At 52.6% G+C, this 25,249-nt stretch carries 29 protein-coding genes; 16 read left to right on the forward strand and 13 right to left on the reverse strand.

The genetic code is table 11. From position 1 onward, the window contains the following. Nucleotides 1-51: 51 nt before the first annotated feature. From hpf to OGV77_RS05385, 8 genes are read right to left on the reverse strand one after another with little or no spacing between them, the layout of a single operon-like run. Nucleotides 52-339, reverse strand: a complete 288-nt coding sequence (gene hpf, locus OGV77_RS05350; RefSeq protein WP_003025078.1) for a ribosome hibernation promoting factor — start codon at nt 337-339, stop codon at nt 52-54. A gap of 22 nt (nt 340-361) precedes the next feature. Further along, entirely contained in the window at nt 362-1,795 is a 1,434-nt protein-coding gene (gene rpoN / locus OGV77_RS05355; protein WP_043017801.1) for an RNA polymerase factor sigma-54, read from the reverse strand. Between the two features lie 46 nt (nt 1,796-1,841). Continuing rightward, nucleotides 1,842-2,567 carry an LPS export ABC transporter ATP-binding protein gene (gene lptB / locus OGV77_RS05360; protein WP_003828761.1) on the reverse strand — a complete coding sequence of 242 codons (726 nt, stop codon included), beginning with the start codon at nt 2,565-2,567 and terminating at the stop codon, nt 1,842-1,844. A gap of 6 nt (nt 2,568-2,573) precedes the next feature. Next, nucleotides 2,574-3,122 carry a lipopolysaccharide ABC transporter substrate-binding protein LptA gene (lptA, locus tag OGV77_RS05365; RefSeq protein ID WP_032945118.1) on the reverse strand — a complete coding sequence of 183 codons (549 nt, stop codon included), beginning with the start codon at nt 3,120-3,122 and terminating at the stop codon, nt 2,574-2,576. Then, on the reverse strand, nt 3,091-3,666 hold the full coding sequence (lptC, locus tag OGV77_RS05370; RefSeq protein WP_043017800.1) for an LPS export ABC transporter periplasmic protein LptC: 576 nt from the start codon (nt 3,664-3,666) through the stop codon (nt 3,091-3,093). The genes lptA and lptC overlap by 32 nt, the downstream gene beginning before the upstream one ends. After that, the gene (gene kdsC, locus OGV77_RS05375; protein ID WP_047408330.1) at nt 3,663-4,229 is read right to left on the reverse strand and encodes a 3-deoxy-manno-octulosonate-8-phosphatase KdsC; all 567 of its coding nucleotides are present in this window, start codon (nt 4,227-4,229) and stop codon (nt 3,663-3,665) included. The genes lptC and kdsC overlap by 4 nt, the downstream gene beginning before the upstream one ends. Before the next feature lie 20 nt (nt 4,230-4,249). After that, entirely contained in the window at nt 4,250-5,236 is a 987-nt protein-coding gene (kdsD, locus tag OGV77_RS05380; protein ID WP_043017798.1) for an arabinose-5-phosphate isomerase KdsD, read from the reverse strand. Between the two features lie 13 nt (nt 5,237-5,249). Further along, the gene (locus OGV77_RS05385) at nt 5,250-6,227 is read right to left on the reverse strand and encodes a calcium/sodium antiporter (RefSeq protein ID WP_043017797.1); all 978 of its coding nucleotides are present in this window, start codon (nt 6,225-6,227) and stop codon (nt 5,250-5,252) included. A 214-nt stretch (nt 6,228-6,441) separates the two neighbouring features. Here OGV77_RS05385 and mlaF point away from each other — a divergent pair, with 214 nt between their 5' ends. The 7 genes from mlaF (at nt 6,442) to murA (ending at nt 11,290) form a co-directional block, all read left to right on the forward strand. After that, entirely contained in the window at nt 6,442-7,254 is an 813-nt protein-coding gene (mlaF, locus tag OGV77_RS05390; RefSeq protein ID WP_006687865.1) for a phospholipid ABC transporter ATP-binding protein MlaF, read from the forward strand. A gap of 7 nt (nt 7,255-7,261) precedes the next feature. Then, entirely contained in the window at nt 7,262-8,044 is a 783-nt protein-coding gene (gene mlaE, locus OGV77_RS05395) for a lipid asymmetry maintenance ABC transporter permease subunit MlaE (protein WP_003025053.1), read from the forward strand. A 4-nt stretch (nt 8,045-8,048) separates the two neighbouring features. Beyond that, on the forward strand, nt 8,049-8,606 hold the full coding sequence (gene mlaD, locus OGV77_RS05400; protein WP_003025050.1) for an outer membrane lipid asymmetry maintenance protein MlaD: 558 nt from the start codon (nt 8,049-8,051) through the stop codon (nt 8,604-8,606). Between the two features lie 18 nt (nt 8,607-8,624). Next, nucleotides 8,625-9,260 (forward strand): phospholipid-binding protein MlaC, encoded by a 636-nt coding sequence (gene mlaC / locus OGV77_RS05405; protein WP_043017796.1) that lies wholly within the window; start codon nt 8,625-8,627, stop codon nt 9,258-9,260. After that, entirely contained in the window at nt 9,260-9,553 is a 294-nt protein-coding gene (gene mlaB / locus OGV77_RS05410; RefSeq protein WP_005121315.1) for a lipid asymmetry maintenance protein MlaB, read from the forward strand. Before mlaC ends, mlaB begins: the two co-directional genes overlap by 1 nt. Nucleotides 9,554-9,722: 169 nt before the next feature. Beyond that, complete coding sequence (ibaG, locus tag OGV77_RS05415; RefSeq protein ID WP_003025040.1) at nt 9,723-9,977, forward strand: BolA family iron metabolism protein IbaG; 255 nt, start codon at nt 9,723-9,725, stop codon at nt 9,975-9,977. A 53-nt stretch (nt 9,978-10,030) separates the two neighbouring features. Next, complete coding sequence (gene murA / locus OGV77_RS05420) at nt 10,031-11,290, forward strand: UDP-N-acetylglucosamine 1-carboxyvinyltransferase (RefSeq protein WP_003839949.1); 1,260 nt, start codon at nt 10,031-10,033, stop codon at nt 11,288-11,290. Nucleotides 11,291-11,349: 59 nt separating this feature from the next. On the opposite strand, the gene sfsB is transcribed toward murA, so the two are convergent. Continuing rightward, nucleotides 11,350-11,634 carry a DNA-binding transcriptional regulator SfsB gene (gene sfsB / locus OGV77_RS05425; protein ID WP_043017795.1) on the reverse strand — a complete coding sequence of 95 codons (285 nt, stop codon included), beginning with the start codon at nt 11,632-11,634 and terminating at the stop codon, nt 11,350-11,352. Nucleotides 11,635-11,855: 221 nt separating this feature from the next. Continuing rightward, complete coding sequence (gene ispB, locus OGV77_RS05430; RefSeq protein WP_043017794.1) at nt 11,856-12,827, reverse strand: octaprenyl diphosphate synthase; 972 nt, start codon at nt 12,825-12,827, stop codon at nt 11,856-11,858. A gap of 258 nt (nt 12,828-13,085) precedes the next feature. Between ispB and rplU the strand changes: the two genes are divergently transcribed. The 4 genes from rplU to cgtA all read left to right on the forward strand — a co-directional run bounded on the left by rplU (nt 13,086) and on the right by cgtA (nt 15,955). Further along, complete coding sequence (gene rplU, locus OGV77_RS05435; protein ID WP_042325074.1) at nt 13,086-13,397, forward strand: 50S ribosomal protein L21; 312 nt, start codon at nt 13,086-13,088, stop codon at nt 13,395-13,397. Nucleotides 13,398-13,416: 19 nt separating this feature from the next. Continuing rightward, nucleotides 13,417-13,674 carry a 50S ribosomal protein L27 gene (rpmA, locus tag OGV77_RS05440; RefSeq protein WP_003025030.1) on the forward strand — a complete coding sequence of 86 codons (258 nt, stop codon included), beginning with the start codon at nt 13,417-13,419 and terminating at the stop codon, nt 13,672-13,674. Nucleotides 13,675-13,801: 127 nt separating this feature from the next. Then, on the forward strand, nt 13,802-14,767 hold the full coding sequence (locus OGV77_RS05445; RefSeq protein ID WP_043017793.1) for a DMT family transporter: 966 nt from the start codon (nt 13,802-13,804) through the stop codon (nt 14,765-14,767). Between the two features lie 15 nt (nt 14,768-14,782). Further along, nucleotides 14,783-15,955: an Obg family GTPase CgtA gene (gene cgtA / locus OGV77_RS05450; protein WP_043017792.1), complete on the forward strand. Its 1,173-nt coding sequence runs from the start codon at nt 14,783-14,785 to the stop codon at nt 15,953-15,955. Nucleotides 15,956-16,060: 105 nt separating this feature from the next. Here cgtA and dacB read toward each other — a convergent pair whose 3' ends face one another. Continuing rightward, nucleotides 16,061-17,494 (reverse strand): serine-type D-Ala-D-Ala carboxypeptidase, encoded by a 1,434-nt coding sequence (dacB, locus tag OGV77_RS05455; RefSeq protein ID WP_087051123.1) that lies wholly within the window; start codon nt 17,492-17,494, stop codon nt 16,061-16,063. 248 nt (nt 17,495-17,742) lie between these two features. Between dacB and greA the strand changes: the two genes are divergently transcribed. Then, nucleotides 17,743-18,219: a transcription elongation factor GreA gene (gene greA / locus OGV77_RS05460; RefSeq protein WP_016154674.1), complete on the forward strand. Its 477-nt coding sequence runs from the start codon at nt 17,743-17,745 to the stop codon at nt 18,217-18,219. Between the two features lie 153 nt (nt 18,220-18,372). On the opposite strand, the gene yhbY is transcribed toward greA, so the two are convergent. Next, a complete protein-coding gene (yhbY, locus tag OGV77_RS05465) occupies nt 18,373-18,666 on the reverse strand; it encodes a ribosome assembly RNA-binding protein YhbY (RefSeq protein WP_003025016.1) in 294 nt (97 codons plus the stop codon). A gap of 125 nt (nt 18,667-18,791) precedes the next feature. Between yhbY and rlmE the strand changes: the two genes are divergently transcribed. The 4 genes from rlmE to glmM all read left to right on the forward strand — a co-directional run bounded on the left by rlmE (nt 18,792) and on the right by glmM (nt 23,732). Next, nucleotides 18,792-19,421: a 23S rRNA (uridine(2552)-2'-O)-methyltransferase RlmE gene (gene rlmE / locus OGV77_RS05470; protein ID WP_003025015.1), complete on the forward strand. Its 630-nt coding sequence runs from the start codon at nt 18,792-18,794 to the stop codon at nt 19,419-19,421. Nucleotides 19,422-19,520: 99 nt separating this feature from the next. Continuing rightward, nucleotides 19,521-21,455, forward strand: coding sequence for an ATP-dependent zinc metalloprotease FtsH (gene ftsH / locus OGV77_RS05475; RefSeq protein WP_043017790.1), 1,935 nt, complete (start codon nt 19,521-19,523; stop codon nt 21,453-21,455). Between the two features lie 98 nt (nt 21,456-21,553). Further along, nucleotides 21,554-22,402, forward strand: coding sequence for a dihydropteroate synthase (gene folP, locus OGV77_RS05480; protein ID WP_005121305.1), 849 nt, complete (start codon nt 21,554-21,556; stop codon nt 22,400-22,402). Next, a complete protein-coding gene (glmM, locus tag OGV77_RS05485) occupies nt 22,395-23,732 on the forward strand; it encodes a phosphoglucosamine mutase (protein ID WP_043017789.1) in 1,338 nt (445 codons plus the stop codon). The genes folP and glmM overlap by 8 nt, the downstream gene beginning before the upstream one ends. A 45-nt stretch (nt 23,733-23,777) precedes the next feature. On the opposite strand, the gene dcuC is transcribed toward glmM, so the two are convergent. After that, nucleotides 23,778-25,244: a C4-dicarboxylate transporter DcuC gene (dcuC, locus tag OGV77_RS05490; RefSeq protein ID WP_043017788.1), complete on the reverse strand. Its 1,467-nt coding sequence runs from the start codon at nt 25,242-25,244 to the stop codon at nt 23,778-23,780. Nucleotides 25,245-25,249 lie beyond the last annotated feature (5 nt).

The raw sequence follows: 25,249 nt of genomic DNA on the forward strand, positions 1-25,249 counted from the left end.
CTGTTGTGCTACACAACAGGCCGTCCTGCACCCGCTAACTGCCCGGACAAGTTAGTGCTGTTTCAGTTTATCTTTATGTTTTGTTAACTGCCGAGCCAGTTTATCAATTAAACCGTCAATGGCGGCGTACATATCCTGACCTTCCGCGCTGGCATGAATTTCGCCACCGTTCACATGCAGTGTTGCGTCCGAGATATGTGTAACCTTCTCCACTTTCAACACAATATAGACCTGATTAATTCGGTCGAAATATTGTTCAAGCTTGGCGAATTTTGTATTCACAAAATCGCGCAGGGCTTCCGTGATTTCGACGTTGTTTCCAGTGATGTTGAGCTGCATAGTGTCTTCCTTATCGGTTGGGTCAGACCAGCTGTTTGCGCTGGTTAGACGGCGGAATGGATAAAGACTCTCGGTACTTCGCAACGGTGCGGCGTGCCACCATGATACCCTGTTCTGACAGCATAGAGGTTAACTTGCTGTCACTCAGCGGTTTCGCGGGGTTTTCCGCAGCAATTAATTTCTTCACCAGCGCACGGATAGCTGTGGACGAGGCTTCGCCTCCGCCTTCAGTGTTAACGTGACTGGAAAAGAAATACTTCAATTCAAAAATGCCGCGCGGACTGTGCAGATACTTTTGCGTGGTCACTCGGGAAATGGTCGATTCGTGCATCTCGACGGCCTGGGCGATATCCGCCAGCACCATCGGTTTCATAAACTCTTCGCCTTGCTCAAAGAAGGCTTGCTGCTGTTCAACGATGCAGCGACTGACGCGCAGCAGCGTATCATTGCGACTTTCCAGGCTTTTAATCAGCCACTTCGCATCCTGCAGATTGCTACGAATAAACTGGCTGTCAGCATCGTTGCGCGCGCTGTTGCACATGGCGGCGTAATGCTGGTTAATCTGCAGCCGTGGAATACTGTCGCCGTTGAGTTCGACCACCCAGCGATCGTTATGCTTACGCACCAGCACATCCGGGATGACGTATTCCGGTTCGCCGGTTTGGATCGACTGTCCTGGGCGGGGATCGAGCGACTGGATGAGGTTGACGGCTTCTTTCAGCACATCTTCTTTCAGCCGGGTCACGCGCATCAGCGTGCGGAAGTCATGATTGGCTAACAGATCGAGATGATCGCTGATGATCAGGCGCGCTTCTTCCAGCCACGGCGTGGCTTTATCAAACTGTGAAAGTTGAATCAGTAAGCAGTCGCGGAGATCTTTGGCCGCTACACCCACGGGATCAAAACGCTGAACGCGTTTAAGCACGGCTTCGATTTCGTCCATACCGACGTCGTCATCGCCCATGCTTTCGAGAATATCGTCCAGGGTTACGGTGAGATAACCGGTTTCGTCTACCGCATCAACGATGGATGTCGCAATGGCGCGATCGGTATCCGAGAACGGGGTCAGCTCCACTTGCCACATCAGGTAATCCTGCAGCGATTGCGTGGTCTCACCCTGGTACACAGGCAGTTCGTCGTCGATGTAATCTCCGCTGGTGCCAGAAGGCGTACCGGCGGTGTAAATTTCATCCCAACTGGCGTCAAGCGGTAGTTCCTCTGGCATCTCTTTTTGTTCGAGAGCATCTGCGGTGTCGAGGGATTCGCTGTCCTGTTTTTCCTGGGTATCAATTTCGTCGTGAAGATCGGTTTGCTCGAGCAGTGGGTTACTTTCCAGCGCTTGCTGAAGTTCTTGCTGAAGTTCCAGCGTGGACAGCTGCAACAGACGGATAGCCTGTTGTAGCTGAGGCGTCATCGCCAGTTGTTGGCTAAGCCTGAGTTGCAAACCTTGCTTCATGTTCAGAGTTGTTCTCTCCTGCGGTGACGTGAAGTCTTCTACCCTATCAGAGTCTGAAGTCTTCCCCAAGGTATACGCGCTTAACGTGCTCATCCTGCAGTATTTCTGTTGGCGTGCCGTGCGCGATCAGGTGGCCCTGACTCACGATATAGGCGCGCTCACACACTGCCAGCGTTTCGCGAACGTTATGGTCGGTAATCAGCACCCCAAGCCCGCTGTCGCGCAGGTGTTCGATGATCCGTTTGATATCAATAACGGAAATCGGGTCAACACCGGCAAACGGTTCATCCAGCAGGATAAATTTCGGATTAGCCGCCAGTGCCCGGGCGATCTCCACGCGGCGTCGTTCACCACCGGAGAGCGACTGACCTAAGCTGTCGCGCAGGTGTTCGATGTGGAATTCTTCCATCAGCTCGTTAGCGCGATCTTCGCGCTGCTCGCTGGTCAGATCGTCGCGAATTTGCAGCACCGCCATCAGGTTATCAAACACGCTCAGGCGACGGAAAATAGACGCTTCCTGCGGCAAATAGCCGATGCCGCGACGCGCGCGCGCATGCAGAGGCAGCAGGCTGATGTCTTCGTCATCAATGATAATGTTGCCCGCATCGCGCGGGACAATGCCGACTACCATGTAAAAGGTCGTTGTCTTACCCGCACCGTTAGGACCGAGCAAACCGACAATCTCCCCGGAGTTGACGGTCAGACTGACATCTTCCACTACACGGCGGCCCTTATAGGCTTTTGCAAGGTTCTTTGCAGTTAATGTTGCCATAACGAATCAGTTACCTTTTTTCTCTGCCGGAGCCTTGTTTTTGTCCTGCAACTGCGACGGAACCAGAACGGTGGTGACGCGTTTGCCTTTATCGCTGAAGGCCTGCATTTTCTGCTCTTTTACCAGATAGGTGATCTTATCGCCCGTGATGTTGCTATCGAGCTGTTCCAGGTAAGCCTTACCGGTAAGAACGACGAAGTCTTTTGCCAGTTCATAGTGCATGTGTGAGGCGCGGCCTTTCACCGGCTTACCGTTGTCCTGCATCTGGTAAAAGGTGGCGGGATCACCGTAACCATCAATCACTTCTTTACCGTCTTCACCGCCAGGGCGGGTTACGACGACTTTATCGGCGTTAATTTTAATGGTGCCCTGAGTCACAATCACGTTACCAGTAAACGTCACCACGTTGCCCTGCATATCCAGGGACTGCTGGTCCGACTCAATGTGAATCGGCTGCTCGGTATCGCCGGTAACGGCCAATGCCGGGATGCTGGCGGCCAGAAGTGAGCTGGCAAGCACAAGATTAAGGCTGAGTTTGTTTGTTTTGGATTTCATATGAGGTTCTAACCTTTTCAATCAGCTCGGCGTTCTTGCTGCGTAAGTTGCCGCGCATCTTCAGTCCGCTGGAGTTAAATGTTGTGCCATATAACGTGACGAGATCATCGGAAGTGACATCTTGTGTCACCAGGTTAATCTGCGCGTTATCGGTGGTAATTCTGCGTAGTTGAGAGTCGGGCACCAGGGCGTTGACCTCAACATGGCCGTACAGATACAGCATCCGATCGTTGGTCAATTTGGCTTTATCAGCCTTGATCGTCCAGGTCGGTACTTTATCTTTATCAAACGTGGTTAATACTGGTTGAGTAAACCACGAAACCGCTTGCTCCGAATAATATTCAACGTTTTGCGCGATCAAGTGATAGCTCAGTGCGCCTTCCGGACTATACACAACGGTATCAGTATGTTCGCTCTTATAGGTTGGCTCGTTGTTATTGACGACGACCTGAGCGGCGTCGTCTTTGTCAGCCAGATTAATACCAATCATCACAAGGACAGCCAGCGACAGTAGAATGATAACCCAACGTCTGGTTTTGCTCATATCGATTGCCCTTTGGCCTCGTCCAGTTTGCCCTGCGCCAGGAGTAATAAATCGCAGACTTCACGCACCGCGCCACGTCCCCCATCGATGCGGGTAACGTAATCGGCGCGCGGGATCAGCAGGGGATGCGCATCCGCCACCGCCACGCTTAATCCCACTTGCGCCATCACCGGCCAGTCGATCAGGTCATCACCAACGTACGCGACATTTTCAGGCGCGACTGCCAGTTTGCTAAGGAGATCGTTAAAGGCGACCAGTTTGTCTGACTGCCCCTGATACAAATGCGTGATCCCCAATGTGGCACAGCGATCTTCTACAAGTTTAGCCTTTCGTCCGGTAATAATGGCAACCTCGATACCGGAAGTGAGCGCACAGCGAATTCCGTAACCATCGCGGACGTTAAAAGCCTTCAGCTCTTCACCATTGTTGCCCATATAAATCAGACCATCAGACAGTACGCCATCCACATCCAGGATCAGCAAACGGATGTTCTCTGCCCGGGTGATAACGTCTGCGCTGACGGGTCCATAACAGGTCGCAAGCGACGCACCTGCTTTACTCATTTTCGTTATCCTTGAGTTTCTTACACTACACCTGCACGCAGCAGATCATGCATATGTAACACACCGAGTAACTGGTCGCCATCAGCAACCATTACCGAGGTGATATGGCGGGACTGCATTAAGTTCAGGGCATCGACGGCAAGAATACCCGGACGCACGCGAATGCCTCCAGGGGTCATCACATCGGCAATGCCTAACTGGCGTACATCAACGCCCATATCGAAGACGCGACGTAAATCGCCATCGGTGAAAATACCGTCAATCTTCATGGCATCATCGCAAATGACGGTCATGCCGAGATTTTTACGCGTGATCTCAAGTAAGGCGTCACGCAGGCTGGCGCTTTTAGTCACATGCGGGATCTCATCTCCCGTATGCATAATATCGTTAACGCGCAGCAAAAGCTTACGGCCCAGTGCGCCGCCGGGATGAGATAATGCAAAATCTTCCGCGGTAAAACCACGCGCTTTTAATAATGCCACGGCAAGCGCATCGCCCATTACCAGCGTGGCGGTTGTGCTGCTGGTCGGCGCCAGGCCTAACGGACAAGCTTCCTTGGGCACTTTAACACACAGATGCACATCTGCCGCACGCGCCATGCTGCTTTCCGGACGACCGGTCATGCAGATAAGCGGTACATGAAGACGTTTTAATACCGGGATCAACGCTGCTATCTCATTGGATTCACCGGAGTTAGAGATGGCGATAACCACATCCTGCGGCGAGACCATACCCAGATCGCCATGTGCGGCTTCGCCAGGATGTACGAAAAATGAGGGGGTACCGGTACTGGCAAATGTGGCCGCCATCTTCCGTCCTATATGTCCTGATTTCCCCATCCCCATCACCACGACTTTGCCCGGGCAGCTGAATATTTTTTCGCATGCGAGAGTAAAATTTTGGTTGATGTACTGATCAAGCTCCGCCAGGCCTTCACGTTCAATTGCCAGGACTTCCTTGCCTGCTTGCTGAAAGTCAAAACCCGGTTGCAACTCTAAGTGCGACATAATGCGTTTCCAGTTATCCAACGAGAAGTGGCGATAACCAATACAACATCGCCAGCCATATGATAAAACCGCCGGTCAGTAGCGCACCCGCGCCGCGACCAATCTGGCGCGGGCGTCGCCAGCAGAGTAGTGCAAAAATTACGCTCACCAACAGCATGACGCTATAGTCACGGGTGAAGGCCATCGGGTTGACTTCACCCGGCGTAATTAGCGCCGGTAGCCCGAGGACGATAACAATATTAAAAATGTTCGCGCCGATGATGTTTCCGACGGCAATATCGTTCTCACCTTTACGCAGACCCGCAATCGCCGTTGCCAGCTCCGGCAGGCTGGTACCAATGGCGACCACCGTTAGCCCGATGGTGAGTTCGCTCATGGCGAAGTAGTTCGCCAGTACGGTTGCGTTATCTACCACCATACGCGTTGCCATTGGCATAATAATCAGCGCAATGCCCAACCACAAAAATGCGACCGGTAACCCGCCTTCGCGCGGTAACTCCGCAATCTGCTCGCGGGTCAGGCTGTCGTTGCCTTGTCGCTCGGCCAGGCGGGCGATTTTAACAATGAATAGCAGCCATAGCACGGCCAGAAGCAGAAGAAAGAATCCATCGCTGCGGCTCAACTGCCCGTCATACAGGACAGATGCGGCTAAAATACTTACCAGCAACATTAGCGGTAATTCACGACGCAGAACATCAGAATGCACGGTAAAAGGATGAATCAGCGCCGACAGGCCTAAAATAAGCAGGATGTTGGTAATGTTAGAGCCGATGGCGGTACCGACGGCTAAATCGAGTTGTCCATTTATTGATGCGGCAACCGAGACAATTATCTCGGGTAACGATGTCCCCATGCTGACCACGGTCATCCCGATGATAATGGGGGGAATACCGAAGTTTCGACACAAAATGGATGCGGCGAACACCAGACGGTCGGCACCGTAGACCACCAGAAGTAAACCAATTATTAACAGCGCCGTCGCTAAAAGCATCTAAAGTCCTTTCTTCAGGTATACTCGCCGGTCCACTTGAAGGATTTCTGGAAGCCGTAACGAATTCTTAATTTTGACTTTATGCGGCTAAAAAGTAAAACAAATGCCAGCTTTCGCTAACCAGGACAGGCAATAATCTGTAAATATGTTGGGTTCAGGGCTAAATTGAGCGCCAAACTCTTCGATTAACGAGGCAATAGTAAAGGATGAATCAATGGGTCAGTCTGTGGCGAATCTAGTCGATATGCGCGATGTCAGCTTTTCCCGAGGCGACCGCTGCATCTTTGATAATATTTCCCTGACGGTGCCGCGCGGTAAGGTAACGGCGATCATGGGTCCATCAGGCATTGGCAAGACAACGCTGTTGCGTCTGATTGGCGGACAAATCTCCCCGGATAAGGGCGAGATCCTGTTTGACGGCGAAAACGTCCCCGCCATGTCCCGTTCGCGTTTATTTACCGTGCGTAAGCGCATGAGCATGCTGTTTCAGTCCGGTGCGCTGTTTACCGACATGAACGTGTTTGACAACGTCGCATACCCGTTGCGTGAGCATACAACGCTGCCTGCGCCGCTACTGAAAAGCACGGTAATGATGAAGCTTGAGGCCGTGGGCCTGCGGGGCGCGGCTAAATTAATGCCTTCTGAATTATCCGGTGGGATGGCGCGTCGCGCCGCGTTAGCTCGTGCTATCGCGCTGGAGCCAGACCTTATCATGTTTGATGAACCGTTCGTCGGCCAGGATCCCATCACCATGGGCGTGCTGGTGAAGCTGATTTCAGAACTGAACAGCGCGCTGGGCGTCACCTGCGTGGTCGTTTCCCATGACGTGCCAGAGGTGCTGAGTATTGCGGATTACGCCTATATTATGGCGGATAAAAAAATAGTGGCCTACGGTAGTGCTCAGGCGCTGCAAGAAAATGCCGATCCGCGAGTGCGTCAGTTCCTCGATGGTATTGCCGATGGGCCGGTTCCGTTCCGTTATCCGGCGGGCGACTACCACATCGATTTACTCAAAACAGGGAGTTAAGCCACCCATGTTGTTAAATGCGCTGGCATCACTCGGACATCGGGGAATAAAAACCCTCAGGACGTTCGGGCGAGCCGGATTAATGTTGTTCAATGCGGTTGTCGGCAAGCCGGAGTTTCGCAAACATGCGCCGCTGCTGATACGCCAGCTCTATAATGTCGGTGTCTTATCGATGCTGATCATTATAGTTTCTGGCGTGTTCATCGGTATGGTGCTGGGGTTGCAGGGGTACCTGGTGCTGACGACCTACAGCGCGGAAACCAGCCTCGGTATGCTGGTGGCACTGTCATTGTTACGTGAGCTAGGACCGGTTGTTGCGGCGCTGCTGTTTGCCGGGCGGGCGGGGTCGGCCTTAACCGCAGAGATTGGCTTGATGCGGGCGACCGAACAGCTTTCCAGCCTGGAAATGATGGCCGTCGATCCTCTGCGCCGGGTTATCTCCCCGCGTTTTTGGGCCGGTGTCATTTCTTTGCCGCTGCTGACGATTATATTCGTTGCGGTGGGGATCTGGGGTGGTTCGCTGGTTGGCGTAAGCTGGAAAGGTATTGATGCCGGCTTTTTCTGGTCGGCGATGCAAAATGCCGTCGACTGGCGTCTGGATCTGGTCAACTGTCTGATTAAGAGCGTGGTGTTCGCCATTACGGTCACCTGGATTGCATTGTTCAATGGTTATGATGCGATCCCGACCTCTGCCGGGATTAGCCGGGCAACGACACGCACCGTAGTGCACGCCTCTCTTGCCGTTCTGGGGCTGGATTTTGTGCTGACCGCACTGATGTTTGGGAATTGAGTTCATGCAAACGAAAAAAAATGAAATTTGGGTCGGGTTATTCCTGCTGGTTGCGCTGCTGGCTGCGCTGTTTGTCTGCCTGAAGGCGGCGAACGTTACCTCAATGCGTACTGAGCCGACTTATACGATTTATGCGACCTTTGATAATATCGGTGGCCTGAGAGAGCGTTCTCCGGTGCGGATTGGCGGGGTGGTAGTTGGACGCGTATCGGACATCTCGTTAGATCCGAAAACGTACCTGCCGCGCGTGACGCTGGAAATCGAATCGCGTTTTAACCATATTCCTGACACCAGTTCTCTGAGCATTCGTACGTCCGGTCTGCTGGGCGAACAGTATCTGGCGCTGAATGTGGGTTTTGAAGATCCTGAGCTGGGAACGTCTATCCTCAAAGATGGCGGTACGATTCAGGACACGAAATCCGCGATGGTGCTGGAAGACATGATTGGTCAGTTCCTTTACAACAGCAACAGTAAAGGTGATGACAATAAGAATTCTGGCGATGCGCCAGCCGCAACGGAAGGCAATAATGAAGCCACTACGCCTGCGGGCGCAACGAAATAATCTCAGGAGAATCGACGTATGTTTAAACGATTGATGATGGTGGCTATGCTGGTGATTGCCCCACTTAGCGCGGCAACCGCAGCCGACCAGACGAACCCGTACAAACTGATGAATGAGGCGGCGCAGAAGACCTTTGACCGTCTGAAGAACGAGCAACCCAAAATCCGTTCCAATCCGGATTATCTGCGTCAGGTGGTCGATCAGGAACTGCTGCCTTATGTGCAGGTTAAGTATGCCGGTGCGCTGGTGCTCGGCCGTTACTACAAAGATGCGACACCGGCTCAGCGTGACGCCTATTTCGCTGCCTTCCGTGAATATCTGAAGCAGGCTTACGGTCAGGCGCTGGCGATGTACCACGGGCAGACCTATCAGATTGCCCCTGAGCAGCCGCTGGGTGATGCGACCATCGTGCCTATCCGCGTAACCATCATCGATCCAAACGGTCGTCCTCCGGTACGTCTGGATTTCCAGTGGCGTAAAAACTCCCAGACCGGTAACTGGCAGGCGTATGACATGATTGCCGAAGGCGTAAGTATGATCACCACTAAACAGAATGAGTGGAGCGACCTGCTGCGTACGAAAGGTATTGATGGCCTGACGGCACAGCTGAAATCTATTTCTCAGCAGAAAATCACCCTGGAAGAGAAAAAATAATGACGCAGTCACTCACCTGGACGCGTGAAGGCGACAAGCTGGTGTTGGTGGGAGAACTGGATCAGGACGTGTTAAACCCATTATGGGATGCGCGAGTTGAGGCGATGAAAGGGGTATCCTGCATCGACCTGAACCAGGTATCCCGGGTGGACACCGGTGGTCTGGCATTACTGCTGCACCTGATTAACCAGGGCAAGCAGCAGGGGAACAGCGTTTCGCTCGCTGGCGTTAACGATAAAGTGTATACGCTGGCGCAGCTTTACAATTTGCCTGACGACGTTCTTCCGCGTTAATTTTTGTAAGCCGGATAAGGTCTTGTAATGCTATCCGGCAACCCCTTTGCGGGGTATCTGCCACTAAAGCCTTGTCTGATTTATCAGCGGGGCTTTTTGCTTATTTATGACAGCGCCACTTTGCTCTAAGATGTTGGGCTGTTTTCACTATCTGACGAATGAAGATCCCATGGAAAATAATGAAATTCAGAGCGTGCTGATGAATGCACTCTCCCTCCAGGAAGTCCACGTTTCTGGCGACGGCAGTCACTTTCAGGTTATTGCCGTGGGTGAGATGTTTGAAGGCATGAGCCGGGTCAAGAAGCAGCAATCGGTCTATGGCCCGTTGATGGAGTACATTGCGGACAACCGCATTCATGCCGTGTCGATTAAGGCGTTTACCCCAGCGGAATGGGCACGCGATCGCAAACTTAACGGTTTTTGAGCTACGGGTGACGTGCCGGTAGCGAAGATAAATTCTTAACAGAGAACAGAATAATGGATAAATTTCGTGTTCAGGGGCCAACCAAGCTCCAGGGCGAAGTCACAATTTCAGGCGCTAAAAACGCCGCACTGCCGATCCTTTTCGCGGCGCTGCTGGCTGAAGAACCTGTAGAGATCCAAAACGTCCCGAAACTGAAGGACGTTGACACCTCAATGAAGCTGCTGAGCCAGCTGGGTGCGAAAGTTGAGCGTAATGGTTCCGTGCACATTGATGCGCGTGACGTGAACGTCTTCTGTGCGCCGTACGATCTGGTGAAAACCATGCGTGCGTCCATCTGGGCGCTCGGGCCGCTGGTTGCCCGCTTTGGTCAGGGCCAGGTTTCACTGCCGGGTGGCTGTACCATTGGCGCGCGTCCGGTTGACCTGCACATTACCGGTCTGGAGCAGTTAGGCGCGACAATTAAGCTGGAAGAAGGCTATGTGAAGGCGTCCGTTGATGGCCGTCTGAAAGGTGCGCATATCGTCATGGACAAAGTGAGCGTCGGCGCGACGGTCACTATCATGTGCGCAGCAACGCTTGCCGAAGGCACTACCATCATCGAAAACGCCGCGCGCGAGCCGGAGATCGTGGATACCGCGAACTTCCTGATTGCGCTGGGCGCAAAAATCACGGGGCAGGGTACCGATCGTATTACCATCGAAGGCGTTGAGCGCCTCGGCGGCGGTGTCTATCGCGTTCTGCCAGACCGTATCGAAACCGGTACTTTCCTGGTCGCAGCGGCAATTTCTCGCGGTAAAATTATCTGCCGTAATGCACAGCCAGATACGCTGGATGCCGTTCTGGCGAAGCTGCGTGATGCGGGTGCGGATATCGAAGTCGGCGACGACTGGATTAGCCTCGACATGCACGGCAAACGTCCGAAAGCGGTCAATGTGCGCACTGCGCCGCACCCGGCGTTCCCGACCGATATGCAGGCCCAGTTCACGCTGCTGAACCTGGTGGCAGAAGGGACGGGCTTCATCACGGAAACCGTGTTTGAGAACCGCTTTATGCATGTGCCTGAGCTGAGCCGTATGGGCGCTCATGCAGAAATCGAAAGCAATACCGTGATTTGTCACGGTGTGGAAACGCTCTCTGGCGCACAGGTTATGGCGACCGATCTGCGCGCATCCGCAAGCCTGGTGCTGGCAGGGTGTATTGCTGAAGGTACGACGGTAGTCGACCGTATTTATCACATCGATCGCGGCTATGAGCGCATCGAAGATAAACTGCGCGCGCTGGGCGCAAACATTGAGCGCGTGAAAGGCGAGTAACCGTCAACATCGCTTGTAACCCCCAGTTCTGTGGGCTGGGGGTTACTCCTCATCGGTGTTCATTCAGAACTCTGTTTCTCTCTGCGTCCTCGCATCATTCGTGTTCTGTCGATGAATTCATGCGTTTTTGCGTCATGGTAGCGTGACGGCCAAATCACCCAGGGATCGGTTCCCAGCGCCCGGGCGATAATCAATTCCCCTTTTGGCCATGGTCGGGTTAACGCATTGGCCAGCGTTGATGAACTTAATCCATTTTTGCGTGATTCAGCGGCCATTGAGGTCCCTTTCTTGCGTAGTCCGGCGATGATATCGGCCGGATGCCAGTCAATCAGCTTGCTTTCCATACACTCATCTCTCCTTTGGTTAACGACGTACGGTTCCACGATAGGTTGTGGCGACACTATAACGCCCGGAGAACGAATGTTCTAAAATGTTCACGTAAAGTGTTAGTATATTCAGAATATGCCAAGGTTATGGCTTGTTTGTGGGAAATTTGAAAGTTGTTATTGGAGCTTATAAGAACATCCCGTGCAGAGCACGGGATGAGGGAGGACGCTGAAAGGAATTAACGGTCGCGCTGTACGGCGATATGCGCCAGACCAATCAGCGCTTCTCGCCATGGCGTATCAGGCAGCACCTGCAGCGCAGCGATGGCCTTATCAGCCTCTTCTTCTGCACGTTGGCGAGTCCACTCCAGGGAACCACAGGCGTTCATTGCATCCAGAACTGGCTCCAGAAGGTGACGCCCATTACCTTGCTCAATGGCCTGGCGGATCATTTGCGCTTGCTCCGGCGAGCCGTGGCGCATGGCATGCAGCAGCGGCAGCGTTGGTTTACCTTCGTTGAGGTCATCGCCGACGTTTTTACCCAGTTGTTCGCCATCAGCGCTGTAATCCAGCAAATCGTCAATTAACTGGAAAGCGGTACCGAGATAACGGCCATAATCCTGCAACCCTTTCTCTTGTTCTTCGCTGCAACCTGCCAGAATGCCAGAACATTGGGCCGCCGCTTCAAACAAACGCGCGGTCTTACTGTAGATAACGCGCATATAGTTTTCTTCGGTGATGTCCGGATCGTTGACGTTCATCAACTGCAAGACTTCACCTTCGGCGATGACGTTGACCGCTTTCGACATGACTTCCAGTACTTTCAGCGAACCGAGGCTGGTCATCATTTGAAAAGCGCGGGTATAGATAAAATCGCCGACCAGCACGCTGGCCGCATTGCCAAAGGCTGCATTCGCCGTGGCTTTCCCGCGGCGCATGTCGGACTCATCCACAACATCGTCGTGCAACAGGGTCGCGGTGTGGATAAACTCGATGAGAGCCGCAATCGTAACGTGCGCATTATCCTGGTAACCAACGGCACGCGCTGCGAGTACGGCGATCATTGGGCGAATGCGTTTGCCGCCGCCGCTAACGATGTAGTACCCCAGTTGATTGATCAACTGAACGTCGGAATTGAGCTGTTCAAGGATTGTCGCATTGACCCCCGCCATATCTTGCGCGGTTAACTCATTGATTTTTTCTAAATTCATCGCAAAAGCCGGGCTTCTCGCCCCGATTACCTTACTGTATGAGAAGGTAACGTCGGGTTTAGGGTTATAAATATATGCTGATTGTACTGAAAAAACGCCGTAGATAAACGTTACCGTACATGTTGTGTTTTTTTTCTTCATGTATTGACGGTAGCACTTGTCAAAGGCTCGCGTTTTGCGTAATATTCGCGCCCTATTGTGAATATTTATAGCGCACTCTGAATCATCAAAAAGGTGTGCGCGGAAGCGGAGTTTTTTATGTACGCGGTTTTCCAAAGTGGTGGTAAACAACACCGAGTAAGCGAAGGTCAGACCGTTCGCCTGGAAAAGCTGGACATCGCAACTGGCGAATCTATTGAATTCGCTGAAGTTCTGATGATCGCAAACGGTGAAGAAGTCAAAATCGGCGTTCCTTTCGTTGATGGCGGCGTTATCAAAGCTGAAGTTGTTGCTCACGGTCGTGGCGAGAAAGTTAAAATTGTTAAGTTTCGTCGTCGTAAACACTACCGTAAGCAGCAGGGCCATCGTCAGTGGTTCACTGATGTGAAAATCACTGGCATCAGCGCTTAAGTTAAGGGGAGCAGATTAAATGGCACATAAAAAGGCTGGCGGCTCGACTCGTAACGGTCGCGATTCAGAAGCTAAACGTCTGGGCGTAAAACGCTTCGGCGGTGAAACAGTTCTGGCTGGTAGCATCATCGTTCGTCAACGTGGTACTAAATTCCACGCTGGCTCCAACGTTGGTTGCGGCAAAGACCACACTCTGTTTGCTAAAGCAGACGGTAAAGTGAAATTTGAAGTGAAAGGCCCGAAAAACCGTAAGTTCATCAGCATCGTTGCTGAATAAGTTTTTCGCGTCCCGGTAACGGATAAAAGCCCCGCAACACGTTGCGGGGCTTTTTACATTCGACGGCCGGTAAATACGCTCGTCGCGCCGTGACAACCCGGAAACGAGCCCTTGCAGGGAATACGGCATGAAGCAGCAGGCAGGCATTGGTATTCTGTTAGCACTCACAACGGCAGTGTGTTGGGGCGCTTTGCCAATAGCAATGAAGCAAGTGCTGGAGGTGATGGAGCCTCCTACCGTGGTGTTCTACCGTTTTTTAATGGCAAGTATTGGCCTTGGCGCTATTCTTGCGGTTAAAAAAAAGCTCCCTCCGTTGCGTATTTTTCGCAAAGCGCGTTGGTTGATACTGTTGGCTATCGCTACCGGTGGGCTGTTCGGTAACTTCATTCTGTTTAGTTCATCCTTGCAATACTTGAGCCCAACGGCTTCGCAGGTTATCGGTCAGCTGTCACCGGTTGGTATGATGGTAGCCAGCGTCTTTATCCTGAAAGAAAAGATGCGCGGCACGCAGGTTATTGGCGCCGTTATGCTTCTGAGCGGTCTGGTTCTGTTTTTTAATACCAGTCTGATCGAAATTTTTACCCGACTCACCGATTACACCTGGGGCGTTATCTTTGGTGTTGGTGCGGCGATGGTCTGGGTGAGCTATGGGGTCGCGCAAAAGGTGTTATTGCGCCGACTGGCATCACCGCAGATCCTGTTTTTACTGTACACTTTATGTACGATTGCGTTGTTGCCGCTGGCAAAACCCGGTGTCATCACGCAGCTCAGCGACTGGCAGTTGGCATGCCTGGTATTCTGCGGCCTGAATACGCTGGTAGGATACGGCGCTCTCGCGGAAGCGATGGCGCGTTGGCAGGCGGCGCAGGTGAGCGCCATTATCACGCTCACACCGCTGTTTACGTTGTTATTTTCAGATTTATTATCACTGGCCTGGCCCGATTTCTTCGCCAGACCGATGCTAAACCTATTAGGTTATCTCGGTGCGTTTATCGTGGTTGCGGGCGCGATGTATTCCGCCATTGGTCATCGAATTTGGGGCGGTTTACGTAAGCATGAAACGGTGGTTTCGCAACCCCGCTCAGGCGAATGATTTACGGAGAGTAAAATGAAGTTTGTTGATGAAGCATCGATTCTGGTCGTTGCAGGTGATGGCGGTAATGGTTGCGTCAGCTTCCGCCGCGAAAAGTACATCCCAAAAGGCGGTCCGGACGGTGGTGACGGTGGTGATGGTGGTGACGTTTGGCTGGAAGCCGACGAAAACCTGAACACGCTGATCGATTACCGTTTTGAAAAATCATTCCGTGCGGAACGTGGTCAGAATGGCGCAAGCCGTGATTGCACCGGCAAGCGTGGTAAAGACGTCACGATTAAAGTGCCTGTCGGTACGCGTGTTATCGATCAGGGCACGGGCGAAACCATGGGCGACATGACCAAGCACGGTCAGCGTCTGATGGTCGCTAAAGGTGGCTGGCACGGTCTGGGTAACACCCGTTTTAAATCCTCGGTCAACCGTACTCCGCGTCAGAAAACGATGGGTACGCCGGGCGATAAGCGCGATCTGATGCTGGAGCTGATGCTGCTGGCGGACGTGGGTATGCTGGGCATGCCAAACGCCGGTAAATCGACCTTTATTCGTGCAGTGTCCGCGGCGAAGCCGAAAGTCGCTGATTATCCGTTTACCACTCTGGTACCGAGCCTGGGTGTGGTGCGTATGGACAACGAAAAGAGCTTCGTTGTTGCCGACATTCCAGGACTGATTGAAGGCGCGGCTGAAGGCGCAGGCCTGGGTATCCGCTTCCTGAAACACCTGGAACGTTGCCGCGTGCTGCTGCACCTCATTGATATCGATCCGATTGACGGTTCCGATCCGGTAGAAAACGCCCGTATCATTATTGGCGAACTGGAAAAATACAGTCAGGATCTGGCATCTAAACCGCGCTGGTTAGTGTTCAACAAAATTGATTTGCTGGACAAGGCTGAAGCGGAAGAGAAAGCGAAAGCGATCGCCGAAGCGTTGGGTTGGGAAGGTAAATATTACCTGATTTCCGCCGCCAGCCAGTTGGGCGTGAAAGATCTCTGCTGGGATGTGATGACCTTTATCATCGAGAACCCGATTGTTCAGGCTGAAGAAGCGAAGCAGCCAGAGAAAGTTGAGTTTATGTGGGATGATTATCACCGCCAGCAGCTCGCTGAAGTCGAAGACGAAGCGGAAGATGACTGGGATGACGATTGGGATGAAGAAGACGACGAAGGCGTTGAGTTCATCTACAAGCGTTAATCGCATTAAAAACCCCGGCCATGTTGCCGGGGTTGTTGTTTCCAGGTCTCTCTATAGGCCAGATAAGGCACGTTAGTGCCGCCATCCGGCAATCAAACACCCCATCTAATTGTTCTGATAAATATCCTTGTACAACCGGCTCTCGAAGCGTACCAGAGGAATACGGCGATTACGCTGGTCAGCCGGCTCTACCGCATAACCAGACAAATACTGCACAAATGCCATGCGTTGGCCGCTTGCCGTGGTGATGAAGCCAGCAAGGTTATAGACCCCCTGCAGCGAGCCTGTCTTCGCCGATACTTTGCCATCCACACCAGCCTGATGCAGACCCGCACGGTATTGCAGGGAGCCGTCGTGGCCCGCCAGCGGCAGCATAGTGATAAAGTTCAGCTCGTTATCGTGCTGAGCGATGTATTGCAGCACCTGCATCATGGTCGCCGGGGCAATCAGGTTATGGCGGGAGAGACCAGAACCGTCGGCAATAATGGTGTTGCCGATATCAACGCCTGCCTGCTGACGCAAAATCTGGCGCACAGCATCAGAACCTGCTCGCCATGTGCCTGGCACGTTAAATCGCGCATGGCCAATCATACGGAAAACGGTATCGGCAATCATATTGTCCGATTTTTTCAGCATAATCTTAAGCAGATCATGCAGCGGTGCCGACTGCTTACTGGCGACTATGGTTCCCGGCTCGTTCACCAGCGTCTGGCGCAGCAGAGTACCGCTGTAAGTTATACCTGCTTGTTTTAGCTCATCTTTAATAATCGCCCCGGCATAGCTGGCGCCATCCTGAATGGCGAACGCCAGCGGCAGGGGATCGGCACGTTGGGGTAGGCATCCGGTCAGCGTATAGCGGTTGAGATCGCCGGGAACCACATCCAGTTCACAATATTGCGCTTCGGCAGAGCCACGCGCGAGAGTACGCACCTGGCTGAACATGGTGACCGGGTAGTAAGATGCCACGCGGATAAAAGCGAGATCGTTGGGTTTTTGCGCGCTGTAAAGTGACACTGAGAAACAGTTACGATCGACAATGGCCGCTGCGGGCGGTGCGCTAAAACACTGCGTCATGTCGTTCCAGGGCCAACCTGGCGCTTTATCATGACTGGCAAAAATAGAGGTGTCGATCAGAACATTTCCGGCAATTTGCGTCACGCCTGATTTTTTCAGGGTCGCCACCATATTGCGAATATCCTGGCGTTTTAGCGTTGGATCGGCACCAAATCGCGCCACTAAGTCACCTTTCAATACTCCGCCTTCCACGATGCCTTTAGTCTCAAGCGTGGTGATAAAACGAAAGTCAGGCCCGAGCTGAATCAATGCCGCCAGCGCGGTGATCACTTTCTGGGTACTGGCCGGCAGCGCCATCTGCTGGCTATGAAAATCAATAGCGGGTGCAGGTGCGCCAACCTTCTGTACCATAAGGGCGAGGTTGGCCCCGGCAGGGAGCTGATTGATATACTCGTCGACGTTCGCAGCCTGAACGCTGAACGCTATACTGGCAGTTAATCCGATGGTAAATCTGGAAAATCGCATAATCTCGCGCTAACAACCTGGAAACAGGCCGTCATACTACGGCGCAACGCCCCAAAAAGTAAACGATGACCCATAGGGAACTCCAGGGTAAAATGATCATCAAATAGAGAATTGTAGCTGACCTGGGACCCTGAGCCCCGGGTCGGTATTTTTTTGCTTCTGACTCTGGCATGGCGTATGCCAGAGTGGGCTTAGCAGCCGGGGTGAGAGCAACCACCCCCTACAGGAATGTTCAAGAGGTATAACAAATGCAAGCTATCCCGATGACCTTACGTGGTGCTGAAAAACTGCGCGAAGAGCTGGATTTTCTGAAATCTGTGCGCCGTCCTGAAATTATTGCCGCTATCGCAGATGCGCGCGAGCATGGTGACCTGAAAGAAAATGCGGAGTACCACGCGGCGCGCGAACAGCAGGGTTTCTGCGAAGGACGCATTAAAGATATTGAAGCTAAACTGTCCAACGCGCAGGTTATCGACGTCACTAAAATGCCAAACAATGGTCGTGTAGTTTTCGGCGCGACGGTGACCGTGCTGAATCTCGATAACGACGAAGAGCAGACCTGGCGTATTGTCGGTGATGATGAAGCCGATTTTAAACAGAACCTGATTTCGGTGAATTCGCCTATCGCTCGTGGCCTGATCGGTAAAGAGCAGGATGATGTGGTGGTTATTAAAACTCCGGGCGGCGAAGTGGAATATGAAGTAACGAAGGTAGAATACCTGTAATTCGCATCTTGGTTAAGATGTTGATACATTGTAAAGAAAGGAAAAAGGCCGCATAGCGGCCTTTTATCAACGAAGAGAGCGTGGCATTTTGCTCTCCTGCTAGCGGAAAATCCCGCGTTTTACACAAACTTCGTGTGCAACTTTGGGATATTCTTAGCGCGGCAGCGAGATTTTACGTTCTTTAGTCGGGCGATACAGTACCAGCGTTTTGCCGATGACCTGTACATTACAGGCGCCGGTTTCGCGTACGATAGCTTCCACGATCAAGGTTTTAGTATCGCGATCTTCCGAGGCGATTTTCACCTTGATAAGTTCATGGTGCTCTAACGCTTGTTCAATCTCGGCCAGTACCCCTTCGGTCAAACCATTATTGCCAAGCATAACTACAGGCTTGAGCGGATGTGCCAGACCTTTCAGGTGCTGTTTTTGTTTAGTACTCAGATTCATCGTATATTTTTGCTTACGTTGGGATTGAAAACGGGTCATTCTACCGCCATCTCCCATATATCACCAAATAGCTGTGTAGAAATTTACACCATTGGTTACGATGAACTGCCCTTTGGGAATGTGAAATGACAGGTAAAAAGCGTTCTGCCAGCTCGAGTCGCTGGCTTCAGGAACACTTTAGCGATAAATATGTTCAACAGGCGCAGAAAAAGGGGTTACGTTCCCGTGCCTGGTTTAAACTTGATGAAATACAGCAAAGTGACAAAATTTTTAAACCGGGGATGACGATTGTTGATCTCGGTGCTGCACCCGGTGGTTGGTCGCAATATGCGGTTACGCAGATCGGCAACACTGGCCGCATTATCGCTTGCGATCTTTTACCTATGGATCCAATCGTTGGTGTGGACTTCCTTCAGGGCGACTTTCGTGATGAATTAGTCCTGAAAGCGTTACTTGAGCGCGTAGGTGACAGTAAAGTACAAGTTGTCATGTCTGATATGGCGCCAAATATGTGTGGAACACCGGCGGTGGATATTCCCCGGGCCATGTATCTGGTAGAGCTGGCGCTTGGAATGGCTCGTGATGTATTAGCGCCAGGTGGTAGTTTTGTAGTGAAGGTGTTCCAGGGCGAAGGCTTCGATGAGTATCTAAGAGAGATTCGCTCCCTGTTTACGAAGGTCAAAGTTCGTAAGCCGGACTCTTCTCGCGCCCGTTCGCGTGAAGTGTATATTGTAGCGACCGGGCGTAAACCATAACCGGTAGATTTCAAACGAAAGTTTGAAAGAAACTGGATATAGAGTATCCTGACGCTGTTTTTAACACAGTTGTAATATGAGGTTAATCCCTTGAGTGACATGGCGAAAAACCTAATTCTCTGGCTGGTCATTGCCGTTGTGCTGATGTCAGTATTCCAGAGCTTTGGGCCCAGCGAGTCTAATGGCCGTAAGGTTGATTACTCTACCTTCCTGCAAGAGGTCAATCAGGACCAGGTTCGTGAAGCGAAGATCAACGGACGTGAGATTAACGTTACCAAGAAAGATAGTAACCGTTACACGACCTACATTCCGGTTAACGATCCGAAGCTGCTTGATAACCTGCTGACCAAAAACGTCAAGGTTGTTGGCGAGCCGCCTGAAGAGCCGAGCCTGCTGGCTTCTATCTTCATTTCCTGGTTCCCAATGCTGCTGCTGATTGGTGTCTGGATCTTCTTCATGCGTCAAATGCAGGGCGGTGGTGGCAAAGGTGCCATGTCGTTCGGTAAGAGCAAAGCGCGCATGCTGACGGAAGATCAGATCAAAACCACTTTTGCTGACGTCGCCGGTTGCGACGAAGCAAAAGAAGAAGTTGCTGAACTGGTTGAGTATCTTCGCGAACCGAGCCGTTTCCAGAAGCTGGGCGGTAAAATCCCGAAAGGCGTCCTGATGGTCGGTCCTCCGGGTACGGGTAAAACCCTGTTGGCGAAAGCTATTGCAGGTGAAGCGAAGGTTCCTTTCTTCACAATTTCCGGTTCTGATTTCGTGGAAATGTTCGTAGGTGTTGGTGCATCTCGTGTGCGTGACATGTTCGAACAAGCCAAGAAAGCGGCACCGTGCATCATCTTCATCGATGAAATCGACGCCGTAGGCCGCCAGCGTGGCGCTGGTCTGGGTGGTGGTCACGATGAACGTGAGCAAACGCTGAACCAGATGCTGGTTGAGATGGACGGCTTTGAAGGTAACGAAGGTATTATCGTTATCGCAGCAACTAACCGTCCGGACGTTCTTGACCCTGCGCTGTTGCGTCCAGGCCGTTTTGACCGCCAGGTTGTGGTTGGCCTGCCGGACGTTCGCGGTCGTGAACAGATCCTGAAAGTGCATATGCGTCGCGTACCGCTGTCTCCGGATATCGATGCGGCAATCATTGCACGTGGTACGCCTGGCTTCTCCGGTGCGGATCTCGCGAACCTGGTGAACGAAGCGGCGCTGTTTGCTGCTCGCGGCAACAAGCGCGTGGTATCGATGGTTGAGTTTGAGAAGGCGAAAGACAAAATCATGATGGGTGCGGAACGTCGCTCCATGGTGATGACGGAAGCGCAGAAAGAATCTACCGCGTATCACGAAGCAGGCCACGCGATTATCGGTCGCCTGGTGCCGGAACACGATCCGGTGCATAAAGTGACGATTATCCCACGCGGTCGTGCGCTGGGTGTGACCTTCTTCCTGCCTGAAGGCGACGCAATCAGCGCCAGCCGTCAGAAACTGGAAAGTCAGATCTCCACGCTGTACGGCGGTCGTCTGGCTGAAGAGATCATCTACGGTGTTGAACATGTTTCTACCGGTGCGTCGAATGACATTAAAGTCGCGACTAACCTGGCGCGCAACATGGTTACTCAGTGGGGCTTCTCCGAGAAACTCGGTCCGTTGCTGTACGCTGAAGAAGAAGGCGAAGTGTTCCTGGGACGTTCTGTGGCGAAAGCTAAACATATGTCCGACGAAACGGCTCGCATTATCGATCAGGAAGTTAAACTGCTGATTGAGCGTAACTATGATCGTGCACGTCGTCTGCTGAACGAAAACATGGACATTCTGCACTCGATGAAAGATGCGCTCATGAAATATGAGACCATTGATGCGCCGCAGATTGACGATCTGATGGCTCGCCGCGACGTGCGTCCACCTGCGGGTTGGGAAGAACCGGGTTCTTCTAACAACAACTCTGGCAGCACCGGCAAGCCGAGCGCGCCGCGTCCGGTTGATGAACCGCGTGCGCCGGACTCTGGCACCATGTCAGAGCAACTGGGCGACAAATAAGTTATCGTTGATGATGACCGTGTTCTAATTGAAAACCCTGGGGCTTGCTCCGGGGTTTTTCTTATCTGCATATTCAAGATTTTACCAGGGATAAAACTATGAAACTCTTTGCTCAGGGTTCTTCACTGGATCTCAGCCATCCACACGTCATGGGGATTTTGAACGTCACGCCAGACTCTTTTTCCGATGGCGGGGCGCACAACTCTCTGGTTGAGGCGGTAAAACACGCAAACCTGATGATTAACGCCGGGGCGACTATCATTGATGTGGGTGGTGAATCCACGCGCCCAGGCGCGGCCGATGTGAGCGTGGAAGAAGAGTTGCAGCGAGTGATCCCGGTGGTGGAGGCGATTGCTCAGCGCTTTGAAGTGTGGATTTCGGTCGATACCTCAAAACCAGAAGTGATTCGCGAATGCGCGAGAGTCGGCGCACATATCATTAATGACATTCGCTCACTCTCGGAGCCTGGGGCGCTGGAAGCCGCCGCGGAAACCGGACTGCCGGTTTGTCTGATGCATATGCAGGGGCAACCGAAAACCATGCAGGAAGCGCCAAAGTACGAGGATGTGTTCGCTGAGGTAAATCGTTACTTTGTTGAGCAAATAGCACGCTGCGAGCGGGCAGGAATCACAAAAGATAAATTGTTGCTCGACCCCGGATTCGGATTCGGTAAAAATCTCACTCACAACTATACATTACTGGCACGCCTGGCTGAGTTTCATCATTTTAATCTGCCACTGTTGGTTGGGATGTCACGAAAATCAATGGTTGGTCAGTTGCTGAATGTGGGGCCATCCGAACGCCTGAGCGGTAGCCTTGCGTGTGCGGTCATTGCCGCAATGCAGGGGGCGCAGATCGTTCGTGTCCATGACGTCAAAGAAACCGTAGAAGCGATGCGTGTGGTGGAAGCCACATTGTCTGCAAAGGAAAATAAACGCTATGAGTAATCGTAAATATTTTGGCACCGATGGGATCCGTGGTCGCGTAGGCGACGCCCCAATTACCCCTGATTTTGTGCTCAAGCTGGGTTGGGCGGCAGGTAAAGTGCTGGCACGTCATGGTTCACGTAAAATTATTATTGGTAAAGATACGCGTATTTCCGGCTATATGCTGGAGTCCGCGTTGGAAGCGGGTCTGGCTGCAGCCGGACTGTCGGCTTCTTTTACGGGCCCAATGCCAACACCCGCCGTTGCGTATCTGACGCGCGCCTTCCGCGCTGAAGCTGGGATTGTTATCTCCGCCTCGCACAACCCGTACTATGACAATGGGATTAAATTCTTCTCCATCGACGGGACCAAACTGCCGGATGCGGTTGAAGAAGCTATCGAAGCCGAAATGGAAAAAGCGATTACCTGCGTGGACTCGGCGGAACTGGGTAAGGCTACCCGTATCGTTGATGCTGCCGGTCGCTATATCGAGTTTTGCAAAGGCACTTTCCCGAATGAGTTAAGCCTGAGCGAGCTTAAAATCGTAGTGGATTGTGCTAACGGCGCGACCTACCACATTGCGCCAAATGTACTGCGTGAGCTGGGCGCAAACGTGATTGCCATTGGCTGTGAGCCAAACGGCGTGAACATCAATGAAGAAGTCGGCGCCACAGACGTCCGTGCCCTGCAGGCCCGCGTAATCGCAGAAAAAGCCGATCTGGGTATTGCGCTGGACGGCGACGGCGACCGCGTCATTATGGTTGACCACGAAGGCAATAAGGTCGATGGCGATCAGATAATGTACATCATCGCCCGTGAAGCCCTGCGTCAGGGGCAGCTGCGCGGTGGCGCGGTAGGTACGCTGATGAGCAACATGGGCCTCGAGCTGGCGCTGAAACAGCTGGGTATTCCGTTTGCCCGTGCAAAAGTTGGCGACCGCTATGTCCTGGAAAAAATGCAGGAAAAAGGCTGGCGTATCGGTGCCGAAAACTCTGGTCATGTGATCCTGCTGGACAAAACCACCACCGGTGACGGCATCGTGGCAGGTCTGCAGGTACTGGCGGCGATGGTGCGCAATCATATGAGTTTGCACGACCTGTGCAGCGGCATGAAAATGTTCCCACAGCTGTTGGTTAACGTACGTTATACCGCAGGTAGCGGCGATCCGCTGGAACATGAAAACGTGAAGGCGGTGATGGCTGAGGTTGAAGCGGCGCTGGGTAACCGTGGACGCGTTCTGCTGCGTAAGTCTGGTACCGAACCGTTAATTCGCGTGATGGTTGAAGGTGAAGATGAAGCGCAGGTGACTGAATTCGCTCACCGTATTGCCGATGCCGTGAAAGCGGTGTAATCACCTTAGACAGTGAAAGCCGGAGTCTGAGACTCCGGCTTTTTTTTACTGTACGGCAAGCGGCTGTTTACGTCGGCGCTGCCAGACGTAACCGCCGACCATCAGTAGTACAAGGACTGCCAGCCACGGCAGAACCGCCAGCAGATGCCCAGACCGGGCAAAGGTCAGCGCAATCATCAGTAACCAACCGCCCAGCATCGGAATCGCGGTACGCTTAACAATATCCACAGGCGAGACGCCTGCAATTCCCGCGATAGCAATGATGACGCCAGCAATGGGCGATAACGTACGACCAATACCCGCCGAGATCTGGATAGGCAGCATCATGACTGCGATATCGCTTCCGATATGACGACTGATGTCCGGCACCATTGGGGCGAAGGAGAAAAAGGCCGCGTTCCCGGAGCCCATTAGTGCTGAAATTGCAAAGGTGATAAGCGTCATCAGCAAGATAATCGAGGCGGCGCTGAGGCCAAATTCACCGGAAAGCGACAGCAGCGCGTCAACGGCGCCAATGGCTTTCAGTCCGGCGGAAAAGACTTCACCGGCGATAATCAACGTCACGACGGTGGCAAAAACGCTACCCATGCTGTCGAAGACTTTTTGTACGCCAGCCATCACCTCGCGCGCCTTACGATGACGGCAGTATTCACATACAAGGGTAATGGCAAGGCTTATCAGTACGGCGGTATCCAGCGTAATCTTGAGTGAACTGAATACTAAATCACTGCACACCAGCATCAACACCAGCGGCAGCATGGGTAAAAACAGCCAGGCGATAGGTGCGTCGGCTTCATCGGTAGACGTTAATGTCTGCATCTGCTGAGCCACATTGTCACCACTTTCCCGACGGTCGAAAAAGCGTTGCACAACAATATGCAGCAGGGCGATGAACAGAATGACGGGCACGACGATCGGCAATTGATCCTGCACGAAATAGTTCACCACCTCGATACCTGCGGTTTTAGCGGCGAGAACCGAGTTACCAGAACCCGGGCCGAATTCAACCGCACAGGTGCTGGCGATAACGGCGGCAACGGCGGCACGGCTACAGCCAAGGCGGGTTAGCAGCGGGTACAGCGTCGCCATCAACAGCAGACCTAACCCGGTGGCGCTGCTGATAAACAGCGACAGGAATTGCCCCAGCAACAGCGCCAGCCCCAGCAGTAGATACGGTGAGTTCAGGCGTTGCAAAGGGCGAGACGTCACCCGAACCAGCACCTGGCTTGCGCCAATGGCCGACATATACGTGGCGAAACCACCAATCAGCATAATTTGCAGTCCGAGGCCGCCGAGACGCACGCTCAGGGTATCGCGAATAAACTCAAAGACGTCAAAAGGGCCAAATCCGGTGCTCTTTTTCACCAGGCCACTGAGTGAGGTCATCCCGCTAAAATGTGCGATAAGCAACAGCACAATCCCGGTCAATAACAGTACCGATTGGGGGTGATATTTTTTGAGGATCAGACGTCCGGCAAAAATGATGGCGAGTAGCGCCAGTAATAATGACATTTTGG

It is taken from the genome of Citrobacter sp. Ce129, from assembly GCF_030334545.1.
Taxonomy (GTDB): Bacteria; Pseudomonadota; Gammaproteobacteria; order Enterobacterales; family Enterobacteriaceae; genus Citrobacter; species Citrobacter europaeus.

Coding starts and splice junctions, on each gene's coding strand:
- hpf (WP_003025078.1), bottom strand. CDS start 339: ATGCAGCTCAACATCACTGGAAACAACGTCGAAATCACGGAAGCCCTG.
- rpoN (WP_043017801.1), bottom strand. CDS start 1,795: ATGAAGCAAGGTTTGCAACTCAGGCTTAGCCAACAACTGGCGATGACG.
- lptB (WP_003828761.1), bottom strand. CDS start 2,567: ATGGCAACATTAACTGCAAAGAACCTTGCAAAAGCCTATAAGGGCCGC.
- lptA (WP_032945118.1), bottom strand. CDS start 3,122: ATGAAATCCAAAACAAACAAACTCAGCCTTAATCTTGTGCTTGCCAGC.
- lptC (WP_043017800.1), bottom strand. CDS start 3,666: ATGAGCAAAACCAGACGTTGGGTTATCATTCTACTGTCGCTGGCTGTC.
- kdsC (WP_047408330.1), bottom strand. CDS start 4,229: ATGAGTAAAGCAGGTGCGTCGCTTGCGACCTGTTATGGACCCGTCAGC.
- kdsD (WP_043017798.1), bottom strand. CDS start 5,236: ATGTCGCACTTAGAGTTGCAACCGGGTTTTGACTTTCAGCAAGCAGGC.
- OGV77_RS05385 (WP_043017797.1), bottom strand. CDS start 6,227: ATGCTTTTAGCGACGGCGCTGTTAATAATTGGTTTACTTCTGGTGGTC.
- mlaF (WP_006687865.1), top strand. CDS start 6,442: ATGGGTCAGTCTGTGGCGAATCTAGTCGATATGCGCGATGTCAGCTTT.
- mlaE (WP_003025053.1), top strand. CDS start 7,262: ATGTTGTTAAATGCGCTGGCATCACTCGGACATCGGGGAATAAAAACC.
- mlaD (WP_003025050.1), top strand. CDS start 8,049: ATGCAAACGAAAAAAAATGAAATTTGGGTCGGGTTATTCCTGCTGGTT.
- mlaC (WP_043017796.1), top strand. CDS start 8,625: ATGTTTAAACGATTGATGATGGTGGCTATGCTGGTGATTGCCCCACTT.
- mlaB (WP_005121315.1), top strand. CDS start 9,260: ATGACGCAGTCACTCACCTGGACGCGTGAAGGCGACAAGCTGGTGTTG.
- ibaG (WP_003025040.1), top strand. CDS start 9,723: ATGGAAAATAATGAAATTCAGAGCGTGCTGATGAATGCACTCTCCCTC.
- murA (WP_003839949.1), top strand. CDS start 10,031: ATGGATAAATTTCGTGTTCAGGGGCCAACCAAGCTCCAGGGCGAAGTC.
- sfsB (WP_043017795.1), bottom strand. CDS start 11,634: ATGGAAAGCAAGCTGATTGACTGGCATCCGGCCGATATCATCGCCGGA.
- ispB (WP_043017794.1), bottom strand. CDS start 12,827: ATGAATTTAGAAAAAATCAATGAGTTAACCGCGCAAGATATGGCGGGG.
- rplU (WP_042325074.1), top strand. CDS start 13,086: ATGTACGCGGTTTTCCAAAGTGGTGGTAAACAACACCGAGTAAGCGAA.
- rpmA (WP_003025030.1), top strand. CDS start 13,417: ATGGCACATAAAAAGGCTGGCGGCTCGACTCGTAACGGTCGCGATTCA.
- OGV77_RS05445 (WP_043017793.1), top strand. CDS start 13,802: ATGAAGCAGCAGGCAGGCATTGGTATTCTGTTAGCACTCACAACGGCA.
- cgtA (WP_043017792.1), top strand. CDS start 14,783: ATGAAGTTTGTTGATGAAGCATCGATTCTGGTCGTTGCAGGTGATGGC.
- dacB (WP_087051123.1), bottom strand. CDS start 17,494: ATGCGATTTTCCAGATTTACCATCGGATTAACTGCCAGTATAGCGTTC.
- greA (WP_016154674.1), top strand. CDS start 17,743: ATGCAAGCTATCCCGATGACCTTACGTGGTGCTGAAAAACTGCGCGAA.
- yhbY (WP_003025016.1), bottom strand. CDS start 18,666: ATGAATCTGAGTACTAAACAAAAACAGCACCTGAAAGGTCTGGCACAT.
- rlmE (WP_003025015.1), top strand. CDS start 18,792: ATGACAGGTAAAAAGCGTTCTGCCAGCTCGAGTCGCTGGCTTCAGGAA.
- ftsH (WP_043017790.1), top strand. CDS start 19,521: ATGGCGAAAAACCTAATTCTCTGGCTGGTCATTGCCGTTGTGCTGATG.
- folP (WP_005121305.1), top strand. CDS start 21,554: ATGAAACTCTTTGCTCAGGGTTCTTCACTGGATCTCAGCCATCCACAC.
- glmM (WP_043017789.1), top strand. CDS start 22,395: ATGAGTAATCGTAAATATTTTGGCACCGATGGGATCCGTGGTCGCGTA.
- dcuC (WP_043017788.1), bottom strand. CDS start 25,244: ATGTCATTATTACTGGCGCTACTCGCCATCATTTTTGCCGGACGTCTG.